Below are 12,998 nucleotides of genomic sequence, written 5' to 3' on the forward strand. Positions count from 1 at the left end.
CAAGCGAGCAGGAGGTTTCGGTAATGCGCACACTCGTTGTCGTCGGGAACGGCATGGTGAGCCATCGACTGGTGGAGGCACTGCGGGCCGAGGACACCGAGGGCGCCTGGCGGGTCGTCGTGCTCGCCGAGGAGCCGCGCCCGGCCTACGACCGGGTGGCCCTGACCTCCTACGTGGATGGCTGGGACGTCCAGGCGCTCACCCTGTCCGGTTCGGACTACGCCGGTGACGACCTGGTCGAGCTGCGCCTGGGCGACCCGGTCACCTCGATCGACCGCGCGGCCCGGAAGGTCACCACGGCGTCCGGGCACGTGCAGGCCTACGACGCGCTCGTGCTCGCGACGGGCTCGCGCCCGTTCGTGCCGCCGGTGCCCGGGCACGACCTGCCGGGCTGTTTCGTCTACCGCACGATCGAGGACCTGGACGCGATCCGGGCCGCGGTCGAGCACGCGAAGGCGACCAAGCGCGGCCGCGCCGCGGCGATGGTCGTCGGCGGTGGCCTGCTCGGCCTGGAGGCGGCGAAGGCCCTGCGCGACATGGGACTGTCGCCGCACGTGGTCGAGATGGCGCCGCGGCTGATGCCGATCCAGGTCGACGACGGCGGTGGCCGGCTGCTGCGCAAGCTGGTCACCGACCTGGACCTGACCGTCCACACCGGAACGTCGGCGGAGCGGATCGAGCAGGACGGCGACCGGCTGTTCACCAAGCTCACCAACGGCACCGAGCTGGACCTGGACCTGGTGGTGTTCTCCGCCGGTGTCCGCCCGCGCGACGATCTGGCCCGCTCGTCCGGTCTCGAGGTCGGCGAGCGCGGCGGCATCATCACCGACCTGGCCTGCCGCACGAGCGACCCGGACATCTGGGCGGTCGGCGAGTGCGCCGCGGTCGAGGGCCGCTGCTACGGCCTGGTCGCCCCCGGCTACACGATGGCCGAGATCGTCGCCGCGCAACTGCTCGGCCGGACCGGCGAGTTCCCCGGCGCGGACCTGTCCACCAAGCTCAAGCTGATGGGCGTGGACGTCGCCAGCTTCGGCGACGCGCACGCGGCCACGGAGAACGCGGTCGAGGTCGTGCTCTCCGACGCGGTCGGCGGGTACTACAAGAAGCTCGTGGTGTCCGAGCCTGACGCGGACGGCAAGCGCCTGCTGCTCGGCGGTGTGCTGGTCGGCGACGCGAGCGCGTACAACCTGCTCCGCCCGCTGGTCGGCAGCCCGCTGCCGGCCGACCCGGCCGCGATGCTGGCCCCCGAGGGCGGTTCCAGTGCGGTGGGTGTCGACGCGCTGCCGGACGAGGCGCAGATCTGCTCGTGCAACGCGGTCAGCAAGGGCGCCATCACCAGCGCCATCCACGACGACGGCTGCGACAGCGTCGCGAAGATCAAGGGCTGCACCAAGGCGGGCACGACGTGCGGGTCGTGCGTGCCGATGCTGGCGAAGCTGCTGGACGCCTGCGGTGTCGAGCAGTCCAAGGCGCTGTGCGAGCACTTCGCCTACTCGCGCCAGGAGCTGTTCCAGATCCTCAGCGCCACCCGCATCACCACGTTCGGCGAGCTGATCGCCAAGCACGGCACCGGCTCGGGCTGCGAGATCTGCAAGCCGGCCGTCGCCTCGATCCTCGCCACGCTGGACACGACCGACCGCGACGGCGGTCACGTGCTGGCCGGTGAGCAGGCCACGCTGCAGGACACCAACGACCACTTCCTGGCGAACATGCAGCGCAACGGCACCTACTCGGTCGTGCCGCGGATCCCCGGCGGCGAGATCACCCCGGCCAGGCTGAAGGTGATCGCCGAGGTCGCCGAGGAGTTCGGGCTCTACACCAAGATCACCGGCGGTCAGCGGATCGACCTGTTCGGCGCGACCGTGGACCAGCTGCCGCACATCTGGAAGCGGCTGGTGGACGCGGGCATGGAGTCCGGGCACGCCTACGGCAAGTCGCTGCGCACGGTGAAGTCCTGCGTCGGCTCCACCTGGTGCCGCTACGGCGTGCAGGACAGCGTCGGTCTGGCCGTCGAGCTGGAGCTGCGCTACCGCGGCCTGCGCTCGCCGCACAAGCTCAAGGCCGGGGTTTCCGGTTGCGCCCGTGAGTGCGCCGAGGCCCGCGGCAAGGACTTCGGTGTGATCGCGACCGAGAAGGGCTGGAACCTCTACGTCGGCGGCAACGGCGGCGCCCTGCCGCGGCACGCCGAGCTGCTGGCGTCCGACCTGGACAAGGACACGTTGATCACCTACATCGACCGGTTCCTGATGTTCTACGTCCGCACGGCCGACCGGCTGCAGCGCACGGCGCCGTGGATCGAGGAGATGGACGGCGGGCTGGACCACCTGCGGGCGGTCATCGTCGACGACAAGCTCGGCATCTGCGAGGAGCTGGACGCCGCGATGGCCAAGCACGTGGAGAACTACGCCGACGAGTGGCGCGGCGTGCTCGAGGACCCGGAGAAGCTGGCCCGGTTCACCTCGTTCGTCAACGCGCCGGGCGCGCCCGACCCGACCATCTCGTTCCGCGCCGAACGTGACCAGAAAGTGCCCGTCCTGCTGGGTGTCCCGGAGGTGGTTTCGCGATGACCGCGGTGGAGGAGAAGCGCGCCACGGAGGTGGTCGAGATCTGCCCGTTCGACCGGCTGATCCCCGGTCGCGGGGTGGCCGCCCTGCTGCCCGACGGGCGGCAGGTGGCGATCTTCCGCACGGTGACCGACGAGGTCTACGCGCTGTCCAATGTGGATCCGTTCACGAAGGCGGCGGTGCTCTCGCGCGGGATCATCGGTGACGTCCAGGGTGTGCCGCACGTCGCGTCGCCGATGCTGAAGCACCGGTTCGAGCTGGCCACGGGCTACTCCCTGGACGACGAGACGGTGGCTGTGCGCACGTATCCCGTGCGGGTGATCGAGGGCGTGGTGTACGTCCGACCATGATCGATTCTTCCGGTGTCCTCCCGCTCGCCGGGTTCGCGGTGGGCATCACGGCCGCGCGCCGCGCGGACGAGCTCGGCGCGCTGCTGGTGCGCCAGGGCGCGACCGTGCGGTACGGGCCGGCGATCCGGATCGTGCCGCTGGCCGACGACACCGAGCTGCACGCCGCGACCGTGCGGATGCTGGAGGAGCCGGTCGACGTGGTCGTGGCGACCACCGGCATCGGGTTCCGCGGGTGGGTCGAGGCGGCCGAGGGCTGGGGTCTCGGCGAGGCGCTGGTCGGGCAGCTCGGCAAGGCGTCGCTGCTGGCCCGTGGGCCGAAGGCGCGTGGCGCTATCCGCGCGGCCGGGTTGTCGGAGAGCTACTCGCCGGCCTCGGAGAGCAGCGCGGAGCTGCTCCAGCACCTGCTGGAGTCCGGTGTGGAGGGTCAGCGGATCGCGGTGCAGCTGCACGGCGAGCCGCTGCCGTACTTCGTGGAGTCGTTGCGGGAGGCCGGGGCCGAGGTCATCGAGGTGCCGGTGTACCGCTGGGTCGGGCCGTCCGATCCGGGGCCGCTGGACCGGCTGATCGACGCGGTGCTGGACGGTTCGGTGGACGCGATGCCGTTCACCAGCGCGCCGGCCGCGGCGAGCACGCTGGCGATGGCCAAGCGCACCGGCCGGCTCGCGGCGCTGGTGGAGGCGCTGACGCACCGGGTGCTGGTCGCGTGCGTCGGGCCGATCACCGCGGCGCCGCTGGCGGCGGTCGGGATCCCCACGGTGCAGCCGGAGCGGGCGCGGATCGGCGCGTTGGCGCGGACGGTGTCGCAGGCGCTGGTCGAGCGGTCGCCGAAGCTGCGCGCGGCCGGGCGGCTCATCGAGCTGCGCGGGCAGGCGGCCGTTGTGGACGGTCAGCTGTGCGAGGTGGCGCCGGCGCCGATGGCGGTGCTGCGGGCGCTGGCCCGCGAGCCCGGCCGGGTGGTCTCGCGCCGGGAACTGACGTCGGCACTGCCCAGCGGCGGTGAGGAACACGCGGTGGAGACCGCGATCGGGCGGCTGCGCACGTCGCTCGGTGAAGGGAAGCTCGTGCAGACCGTGGTGAAACGCGGATACCGGTTGGCGGTGGAACGATGATCGTGCTGGCAGCGCATGGCACGCGGGACCCGCAGGGCGCGCGGGTGATCGAGGACCTGGCGGACCGCGTGCGGGCGGAGACGCCGGTGCCGGTGCGGGTGGCCTACGCCGACGTGCGGCAGCCCGACGTGGCGACGGTGCTCGACTCGGTACGCGGCTACCAGGCGATCGTCGTGCCGGCCTTTTTGGCGGCCGGGTACCACGTGCGCACCGACATCCCGGCGCAGATCGCCGCGAGCGGCCACCGGAACGTGCGGCTGGCCGACCCGTTCGGCCCGGCGCCCGAGCTGGTCGGCGTGATGCGGGACCGGCTGGAATGGGCGGGCTACCGCGCGGGCGACGCGGTCGTGCTGGCCGCGGCGGGTTCCAGCGACCCGCGCGCGCTGGCCGAGGTGCGGCTGGCCGCGGACGCGCTTGGTGCTGTGTTGGGCACTTCGGTGGGGGTGGGCTACGTCGCGACGGCGCGGCCCTCGATCGCGGACGCGGTGGCCCGGGCGCGGGGGCGGGGCCGCCGGGTGGCGGTGGCGTCGTGGCTGCTCGCGCCGGGGCTGTTCCAGCGGAAGGTGCTGGCCGCGGGCGCCGACGTGGTGGCCGACCCGCTGGGCGTGCACCCGGACGTGGTGGACCTGGTGCTGGCGAGGTACCAGCAGGCGCAGCGCCGGCTCGCGGTCGCGGCGTGAGTCTTGTGGTTCACTGAATCCTGCCGCTTGATCCCGCCGAGCAATCCGGGGTGCTGGTGAAATGCCGCGCACATTCAGCACGGCGTCCGGTCATACGTTGCGGATCACGCCGGCGTTGTTGACCAGCAGGTCGACTCGTCCGACGCTCTCCAGCGTGCCGGGCCACTCAGCGGGCGGTCGCTGTTCGCGGTGCGCGATCGCGCTCGAAGGGGCCCGGGACGGGGTCACGACCGGGCGGGCGAAGCTGGCCGCGCGGGTGCCGATGGGGCACATCGGCGACCCGGCGGACATCGCGGAGGCGGCGGCGTACCTGTGCTCGGAGGCGGCGGGCTACGTGACGGGGGTGGTGCTGGACGTCGACGGCGGGATCAGCATCGGCAGTGCGCTGCGCTGATCTCACCGGGCACCCAGACCCCGGGGCGGACGAGCGATGACCGCTGGCCCACCGGCCACGAGACCCCTGTGCAGCCGCGACTCCCCGCGGCGGAGGCCTGGCAGGCCGGCGTACCCGAGCTCGCCACTCTCGTGGCGCCACGCCGTACTACACCCGGTCGGAACGGCCGCCGGCCGCGCGGTGCTTCCGCCTCACGGGCGGCCGGCTCTAGCTCCAGCTCACCTTCAGGTCCGCGAACCCCCGCGCCCGCGCCACCCGTTCGGCCTCCTCCTCGGCGGCCTTCCGCCACGCCGGCGGCAGTGGGTCGAACGCGGTGATCGTGAAGTCCAGCCGCTTGCGCCCGCTGCCCTTCGTCCGCCACACGCCGGCCACCTCGCCGCCCGCGAGGAGCGCCCCGGGGTTGCCCAGGATCTTCCAGACCTCCTTCTGCCGCGCCCGGTCCGGCACCAGCACCGCCCGGTCGCGCGACTGCAGGAACGGGTCCCACGGCGGCAGCAACCGCACGACGTCCGGCTCCGGCGGGTTCTCCAGAGCGCCCACATCCGCCGACGGCAGCCACACCGTCCGCCCGTCGAACCGCACCTCGGCCAGCTCCTCCGGCCACATCCGCTTCACCACGGCGGCCTTCGTCCCCACGAAATCCGCCGCCTCCTTCGGCGTCGCCGGGCCGTGCAGGTGCAGGTAGTCCCGGACGACGGCGGTCGCGGCGCCGACATCGGGTGTGGTCCGCATCCGCGGCCGGCCCTCCAGCGGCGCGAGCGTCGCGGGCTGGGCCCCGGCCTCCAGCCGCACCCCGCCGTGGATCGCCGCCAGCCGCATGACCTGCTCCAGGATGTGGGTCGCCTGGCAGCCGCGGCACCAGTACGACAACCCGTCCGGGATGATCTTCGTGACGGCCTCGCTCGCCGCGCCCTTGGTCATCACCCGGGTGACGACCTTGCGCATCGCCCGCGCCGCGGTGAACAACCCGTCCAGCGCGCTCATCCCGGCCGCCTCGACCTGCTTGCGTTGCCAGCCCATCCGCGCCATCGCGTCGTCCTCGTCGAGCGGGACCAGCGCGGCGGTGACCCGGCTGATCTCGTCCGCGCGGTGGAAGTGCGGCGCCCCGCGGTGCGTCCACGCCAGCACGAACCGCGGATCGTCCACAAGGGACTCCTCGGTGACCGGGCCGGGCAGCCGCGCCGCGAGGGAGATCGCCGCGGTCTCGCGCTGCGTGCTCTGCAGGCCGAGGTCGAACACGGTCAGCCCGAGCGGCTCGGCGACGTCGCGGTGCAGGCCGTGCGCCGCGATCCGGTAGGCGAGCACCTGCTCGCGGTCGACGTCGGGCATCACAACCGGTGGTCGAAGGTGTAGTTCATGGTCTCGCTCGCTCCTCCGATCGTGCCGGTCCCGGCCAGCCCGGTCAGCTCACCGGTGCCCGAGCCCTCGACCACGGTGAACGTGCCGTGCACGCCGTCGGCACCGTAGGCCACGTCGTGCCGGATCACGAAGCTGCCCTTCCGGCCGTCCACACTGCCCTCGATCCGCTCGAACCCGGGCGCGGTCTGCGCGCTGCCGGTGTAGCCCTCGCCCGGGTAGTACAGCAGGTAGTCGCACGCCGACTCGCCCTCGATCAGCCCGGAGTAGGTGAACGTGGCGTGCGCGTGGGCGTACCGGGGGCCGTTCTCGGGGCCGCTCACGACCTTCTCGTCCCAGGTCCGCATGGTGAAAGTGTTGGTCATGGGTCCATTCTGAGACCGGAGACTGACACCTTCTGTCAGGTTTTCGCGGAATACTGGATCCATGCGCGCGAGCAGGTTGCTGTCGGTTCTGCTGCTCCTGCAGAACCGCGGCCGGATGACCGCCGAGGAGCTGGCCGATGAGCTCGAGGTGTCGGTGCGGACCGTGTACCGGGACATCGAGTCGCTGTCGGCCGCGGGCGTGCCCGTCTACGCCGAACGCGGCCGCGCCGGCGGCTACCGGCTGCTCGACGGCTACCGCACCCGTCTGACCGGCCTGACCGGCGAGGAGGCCCAGTCGCTGCCGCTGGCCGGGCTGCCCGACGCGGCCGCCGAGCTGGGCCTGGGCACCGTGCTGACCGCGGCCCAGCTGAAGCTCTACGCCGCGCTGCCCGACGAGCTGCGCAGCCGCGCGGGCAAGGTCGCCGAGCGGTTCGTGCTCGACGTGCCCGGGTGGTTCCGCGGCATCGAAAGCCTGCCGCTCCTGGCCGACGTCGCCCAGGCGGTCTGGGATTCGCGGCGTGTTTCCGTCCGGTACCGGCGGTGGGACAACAGCGAAACGAACCGGCTCCTGGAGCCGCTGGGGCTGATCCTCAAGGCCGGGAACTGGTACCTTGCCGCACACTGTGAGGGTGCGATCCGGACCTACCGGGTGTCCCGGATCCTCTCGCTCGAACCCGGCGCCGTGTTCGAGCGCCCGGCCGGGTTCGACCTGACCGCCTACTGGCGGGAGTGGTCGGAGCAGTTCGAGCGGCGGATGTACCCGCGGGTCGCCGTGGTGCGGTTGTCTCCGCTGGGCCGGGACCTCGTACCGTTCTACCTGGGAGCGGTGGGCGCCCGCGCCCTGCGCGAGTGCCGCGATGTTCCGGACGAAGACGGGTGGTTGCGCGTGGAGTTACCGGTGGAACCCGGCGCCCCGGCGCTCGGGGAGCTGCTGCGGTTCGGGCCCGAACTGCAGGTGCTCGAGCCCGCGGACCTGCGCGACCAGGTGGCGGCCGCGGTCGGCCGGATGGGTGCGTTCTATGGGTGATCTGAGCGGAGTCACGATCGGGGTGACCGCGGAACGGCGGGCCGAGGAGTTCATCGGCGCGCTGGAACGCAACGGCGCCACCGTGCGGCACGCGCCGTTGATCCACATCGTCCCACTGCCCGACGACGCCCGGCTGCGCGCGGCCACCGAGGAGGTCCTCGCCGAGCCGCTGGACATCCTCGCCGTCACCACCGGCGCGGGGTTCCGCGGCTGGGTGGAGGCCGCCGAGGGCTGGGGTCTGCGGGAGGACCTGCTGGCGTCGCTCACCAGGGCGCGGGTGTTCGTCCGTGGCCCGAAGGGCAAGGGCGCGGTGCGGGGCGTCGGGCTCACCGAGGAGTGGGCGGCGCCCGAGGAGAGCAACCGCGAGCTGTTCGGCCACCTGCTGGAGGCCGGGGTCGCCGGGGCGCGGCTGGCGGTCCAGCTGCACGGCTCGCCGCTGCCGGAGCACACCGCGCCGCTGCGTCAGGCCGGCGCGCGGGTGATCGAGGTGCAGCCGTACCGGTGGGAGTGGCCCGCGGACCTGCACCCGGCGCACGAGCTGCTGGACGGCGTGCTGGACGGCCGGGTGCAGGCGTTGGCCTTCACGAGCGCGCCGGCCAGCGCGAACATGCTCGACCTGGCCCGCGCGCGCGGCAGGTACGACGAGCTGGTGCGGGCCCTGCGGGGCGACGTGGTGTGCGCGTGCGTGGGCCCGGTGACGGCCGCCCCCTTCACCACAGCCGGGGTGCCGACCCTGCAGCCGGAGCGGCAGCGGCTGGGCGCGCTGGTCAAACTGCTGGTGGCGGAGCTGGGCTCCTAGGGGACTCCCGGACGGCCGGATCGCGCGCGGCTCGCTGCCACCGTCTTCCTCGCCCGTGGCGGCAACCCGGACGCGGCGCGGCGTCCGCTGCCCGCCCGGGTCGGCCGCTCCCTCGACCTGACCCGGATCGGGATGTCCGGCCACTCCGCCGACGGTTTCACTGCCAGTTCCTGCTGCCCCGGCTCGGCGTCGATCCGGGGATCACCGCGCCGTGGACCGGCGACGTCGACGCCTTCCGCAGTCTGGCCTTCCAGCGGACGAGCCTCGTCGCGTTCTTCGACCAGCGCCTCTACGGCCGCCAGCGGTAGGTCTTCAGGTTCACCTTCTGCCCGTCCGCCAGCACGCCCTCCGCCCGGAGCAGCTCCAGCTGCCGGTGCACCAGGTGCGGCGCGGGCGTGCCGTTGGCGCGCAGCACCCGGTGCCACGGCAGGTCCGCGCCGTCCTCGGACAGGATGCGGCCGATCATCCGAGGTGAGGGGGCTCCGGCGATGGCTGCGATGTCGCCGTAGGTCGCGACCTTCCCCGGCGGCACGGTCGCGACCACCTCGCGCACCCGCTCGTGCAGCTCCTCGTCCACGTGACCAAACTACCGCCAGGGTGTGCCGGTCCCCGGTTCTGTCGGGCGGTCGTGATTCCATGCCAGACGTGAGCGGAGAGGGCACCCGGTCCCGGGCGGGCGCGCGGCTGGTTCGGCCGCCCGTCCCCGAGCCGCGCCCGGAACGCTGGGACGACGACGCGCGGGCGGTGCTGGCGGCGCCCCGCGGGTTCGTCCGCGTCCTCGGTGGGCCCGGCACCGGCAAGACCACCCTGATCACGAGCGCGGCGGCCGCCCGCATCTCGAGCGGCGCCGATCCGGAGAGCCTGCTGGTGCTCACCGCGTCCCGCCGCGCCGCGAACTCCCTGCGTGCCGAGATCACCCGGCGCGTCACCGCCGGTGACGGCGTGCCCCGCACGATCCGCGAGCCGATCGTGCGCACCGTCCACTCGTACGCGTTCTCGCTGCTGCGCCTGCAGGCCGGGCTGCAGGACGTGCCGGCGCCGCGGCTGCTGTCCAGCCCGGAACAGGACGTCGTGGTCCGCGAGCTGCTCGCCGGCGACCTCGCCGAGGGCGCGGAGGATTGGCCCGAGCAGCTGCGGCCCGCGCTGGCCGTGCCCGGCTTCGCCGAGGAGCTGCGCGACCTGCTGCTGCGTGCCGCCGAGCGCGGCCTCGGCCCGGAGGACCTGGTCAAGCTGGGGCGGCGCAAGGACCGCCCGGAGTGGGTCGCGGCCGGGGTGTTCTGGCGGCAGTACGAGGAGGTCACGGTCCTGCAGGGCGCGGGAGGCAACGCGCTCGGCGCGCCCGGTTCGCCCGCGCTGGACGCCGCCGAGCTGGTCGCGAGCGCGCTCGTCGAGCTGGAGGGCGACCCGGACCTGCTGGCGCGCGAGCAGGCGCGGATCCGGCACGTGTTCGTCGACGACGCCCAGCACCTGGACCACCTGCAGTTCCGCCTGCTGCGGCTGCTCGGCACGGCGGCCGAGGACTTCGTCGTGACCGGCGACCCGGACCAGGCGATCTTCTCCTTCCGCGGCGCCGACCCGGGCCTGCTCACGCGTGCCGACGCCGACGGCGGCCGCACCGTCACGCTGACCCGGACCCACCGGCTGAGCCTGGCCGTGCACGAGGCGGTGACGAAGCTCGGCACGACGCTGCCGGGCGCGAACCGGCACCGCGCGATCACCGTCGATCCGAAGGCCGACGAGGGCGAGGTCAAGGTCCGGCTGCTGCCGACCCCGTCCGCCGAGGCGAGTTGGGTCGCCGACCAGCTGCGCCGCGCGCACCTCATCGACGGTGTGCCGTGGTCGGAGATGGCCGTGCTGGTGCGCTCGCCGGGGCGGTCGTTCCCGGTGCTGCAGCGGGCGTTGCGCGCCGCGGGCGTGCCGATCGCGTCGGCGGCCGACGAGCTGCCGCTGGCCCGCCAGCCCGCCGTGCGGCCGCTGCTCGCGGTGCTGCGCGTCGCCGGTGATCCCGCGCTGCTCGACGTCGACACCGCCGAGATGCTGCTGGCGTCCCCGCTCGGTGGCGCCGACCCGCTGGCGCTGCGCCGGATGCGGCGTGGTCTGCGGCGGCTGGAGCTGGCCGGCGGCGGTGAGCGGTCCAGCGACGAGCTGCTCGTGGAAGTGTTGCGGGACAACGACAAGCTCGGCGGTCTCGCGGAGGCCGAGGCGGCGCCGATCCGCCGCGTCGGGGGCCTGATCGCGGTCGCGCGCGCGGCGATCGCGCGGGGCGCGGGGGTCGAGCAGGTCCTGTGGGACGTGTGGCAGGAGAGCGGCCTGCAGAAGCGGTGGGTGCGGCTGTCCGCGCGCGGCGGGACGCTGGGCGCGCAGGCCGACCGCGACCTGGACGCGGTGGTGGCGCTGTTCCACGCCGCGGGCAACTACGTCGACCGGCTGCCGAAGGCGAGCGTGGCGGCGTTCGCGGACTACCTGTCGTCGCAGAACATCGCGGGCGACAGCCTGGCGCCGGTGGCGATGCGCGGGGAGGGCGTGTCCTTGCTGACCGCGCACGGGGCCGCCGGTCGCGAGTGGACGGTCGTGGCCGTGGCGAACGTGCAGGAGGGCAGCTGGCCGGACCTGCGGCTGCGCGGGTCGCTGCTCGGGGTCGAGCGGCTGGTGGACCTGCTGTCCGGGCTGGAGGAGGAGACGGTGTCCGCGACGGCGCCGATCCTGGCCGAGGAGCGGCGGCTGTTCTACCTGGCGCTCGGCCGGGCGAAGCGGACGCTGCTGGTCAGCGCGGTGATCGGGGAGGACGAGCAGCCGTCGCGGTTCGTCGACGACCTGGAGGCCAACAGCGCGGACGAGTCCGGAATGGACTCGCGGGTCAAGCCGCCGGGGCGGTCGCTGGTGCTGGCCGAACTGGTCGGCGACCTGCGGCGCGCGGTGTGCGATCCGGACGTGCCGGCGGACCGGCGGGCGCGGGCGGCGCGGCAGCTGGCGCGGCTGGCGCGGGCCGGGGTGCCCGGCGCGCACCCGGATTCGTGGTACGGGCTGGTGGAGACTTCGACGGACACGCCGCTGTACGGCGAGGGTGACGTCGTGCGCATCTCGCCGTCCACTGTGGACACGCTGAAGAAGTGCCCGCTGCGGTGGCTGATCGAGCGGCACGGCGGGTCCGACCCGGCCCAGCTGGCGGCGATCACCGGGACGCTGGTGCACGAGCTGGCGCAGGCCGCGGCGGGCGGTATGGACGACGAGGGTTTGCGCCGCGCGCTGGACGAGGCGTGGGCGAAGGTCGACGCGGGCGCGCCGTGGTTCTCGCGGCGCGAGCGGAACCGGGTCGAGCAGATGGTGCGGAACTTCCTCGCGTGGCTGGCGAGTTCGCGGCACGAGCTGCGGCAGATGGGGATCGAGCAGGACATCGAGGTCGAGGTGCCGGTCGGTGCCGATGGCCTGCTGGTCAAGCTGCGCGGTCGGGTGGACCGGCTGGAGCACGACGCCGAGGGGCGCCCGGTGATCGTCGATCTGAAGACCGGGAAGACGGTGGTGAGCGCCGCGGACGCCGAGCTGAACCCGCAGCTGGCGGCGTACCAGTTGTCGGTGTTGCTGGGCGCGTTCGGCGGCGGGAAGCGGCCCGGCGGTGCCAAGCTGGTGTACCTGGCGAAGTCGCACAACAAGACGGGCGCGACGGTGCGGGAGCAGCCCCCGCTGGACGACGAGAGCGGCCGCGAGTGGCTGGAGCTGGTGCGGAAGGTGGCGGCGTCGGCGACGGGCCCGTCGTACGAGGCCACGGAGAACCCGGAGTGCGACCGCTGCCCCGCGAAGGGTTCCTGCCCGCTGCGGCCGGAGGGCCGGCAGGTGACGGGCCCATGAGCGGCTTGGTGTGGGGCGTGGTTGCCGGCGTAGCGGAGTGGGGAGTTGTTGCCGGGGGAGCGGTGCGGGGTGTTGTTGCCGGGGGAGCGGTGCGGGGTGTTGTTGCCGGGGGAGCGGGGTGGGGAATTGTTGCCGGGGGCGCGGTGCGGGGTGATGTTCCCGGGGGCGCTAAATGGGCGGGTGCCGCTGCCGGGGCCGCCGCCCCGGGCGCTGCTGCGCACGCTGTCGCGACGGTGAAGTCCGCTCCTGTGCGGGTGCCCGCCACGGGCGGGTTGCTCGCGGCTCCGCGAGTGGGACTTTGGTGCGGCCACGGTTGGTCCAGTCGTGCGGATGCGAGTGGTGACCGCGCGAGTGGACATCTCGTGGGTGCGCGACTGACCCCTCCGTGTGGGCGCGAAGGGGCCAGTCGTGTGGCCGCGAGTGGTGACCGTGCGAGTGGACGTGTCGTGGGTGCGCGAGTGGGACTTTCGTGCCCACACCAAGCGTCCAGTCGTGCGGACGCGACTGG

Annotated in this window: 11 protein-coding genes; 8 read left to right on the forward strand and 3 right to left on the reverse strand. The window is 73.5% G+C overall.

What is annotated here, in order from left to right; all coding sequences use genetic code 11:
- Positions 1–23 precede the first annotated feature (23 nt).
- The 5 genes from nirB to IE290_RS38095 all read left to right on the forward strand — a co-directional run bounded on the left by nirB (position 24) and on the right by IE290_RS38095 (position 5,097).
- Positions 24–2,567 carry a nitrite reductase large subunit NirB gene (gene nirB / locus IE290_RS33210; protein WP_191248685.1) on the forward strand — a complete coding sequence of 848 codons (2,544 nt, stop codon included), beginning with the start codon at positions 24–26 and terminating at the stop codon, positions 2,565–2,567.
- On the forward strand, positions 2,564–2,914 hold the full coding sequence (nirD, locus tag IE290_RS33215) for a nitrite reductase small subunit NirD (RefSeq protein WP_191248686.1): 351 nt from the start codon (positions 2,564–2,566) through the stop codon (positions 2,912–2,914). The genes nirB and nirD overlap by 4 nt, the downstream gene beginning before the upstream one ends.
- Positions 2,911–4,023 carry a uroporphyrinogen-III synthase gene (locus IE290_RS33220; protein WP_191248687.1) on the forward strand — a complete coding sequence of 371 codons (1,113 nt, stop codon included), beginning with the start codon at positions 2,911–2,913 and terminating at the stop codon, positions 4,021–4,023. The genes nirD and IE290_RS33220 overlap by 4 nt, the downstream gene beginning before the upstream one ends.
- The gene (locus tag IE290_RS33225) at positions 4,020–4,703 is read left to right on the forward strand and encodes a sirohydrochlorin chelatase (RefSeq protein ID WP_191248688.1); all 684 of its coding nucleotides are present in this window, start codon (positions 4,020–4,022) and stop codon (positions 4,701–4,703) included. Before IE290_RS33220 ends, IE290_RS33225 begins: the two co-directional genes overlap by 4 nt.
- 61 nt (positions 4,704–4,764) lie before the next feature.
- The gene (locus IE290_RS38095; RefSeq protein ID WP_229874856.1) at positions 4,765–5,097 is read left to right on the forward strand and encodes an SDR family oxidoreductase; all 333 of its coding nucleotides are present in this window, start codon (positions 4,765–4,767) and stop codon (positions 5,095–5,097) included.
- 207 nt (positions 5,098–5,304) lie between these two features.
- Here the strand turns inward: IE290_RS38095 and IE290_RS33235 are convergent, their stop codons facing one another.
- Both IE290_RS33235 and IE290_RS33240 read right to left on the reverse strand, forming a co-directional pair.
- Positions 5,305–6,426 carry a DNA glycosylase AlkZ-like family protein gene (locus tag IE290_RS33235; RefSeq protein ID WP_191248689.1) on the reverse strand — a complete coding sequence of 374 codons (1,122 nt, stop codon included), beginning with the start codon at positions 6,424–6,426 and terminating at the stop codon, positions 5,305–5,307.
- Positions 6,426–6,818, reverse strand: a complete 393-nt coding sequence (locus IE290_RS33240; RefSeq protein WP_191248690.1) for a DUF3224 domain-containing protein — start codon at positions 6,816–6,818, stop codon at positions 6,426–6,428. Before IE290_RS33240 ends, IE290_RS33235 begins: the two co-directional genes overlap by 1 nt.
- Before the next feature lie 61 nt (positions 6,819–6,879).
- On the opposite strand from IE290_RS33240, the gene IE290_RS33245 reads away from it, so the two are divergent.
- Both IE290_RS33245 and IE290_RS33250 read left to right on the forward strand, forming a co-directional pair.
- Positions 6,880–7,845, forward strand: a complete 966-nt coding sequence (locus IE290_RS33245) for a helix-turn-helix transcriptional regulator (protein WP_191248691.1) — start codon at positions 6,880–6,882, stop codon at positions 7,843–7,845.
- The gene (locus IE290_RS33250; protein ID WP_191248692.1) at positions 7,838–8,644 is read left to right on the forward strand and encodes a uroporphyrinogen-III synthase; all 807 of its coding nucleotides are present in this window, start codon (positions 7,838–7,840) and stop codon (positions 8,642–8,644) included. Before IE290_RS33245 ends, IE290_RS33250 begins: the two co-directional genes overlap by 8 nt.
- Before the next feature lie 289 nt (positions 8,645–8,933).
- Here IE290_RS33250 and IE290_RS33255 read toward each other — a convergent pair whose 3' ends face one another.
- Positions 8,934–9,221, reverse strand: a complete 288-nt coding sequence (locus IE290_RS33255) for an MGMT family protein (protein ID WP_191248693.1) — start codon at positions 9,219–9,221, stop codon at positions 8,934–8,936.
- A 59-nt stretch (positions 9,222–9,280) separates the two neighbouring features.
- On the opposite strand from IE290_RS33255, the gene IE290_RS33260 reads away from it, so the two are divergent.
- Positions 9,281–12,490 carry an ATP-dependent helicase gene (locus IE290_RS33260; protein ID WP_191248694.1) on the forward strand — a complete coding sequence of 1,070 codons (3,210 nt, stop codon included), beginning with the start codon at positions 9,281–9,283 and terminating at the stop codon, positions 12,488–12,490.
- The last annotated feature ends 508 nt before the right edge of the window (positions 12,491–12,998 follow it).

Source organism: Amycolatopsis deserti (genome assembly GCF_014653945.1).
Taxonomy (GTDB): Bacteria; Actinomycetota; Actinomycetes; order Mycobacteriales; family Pseudonocardiaceae; genus Amycolatopsis_E; species Amycolatopsis_E deserti.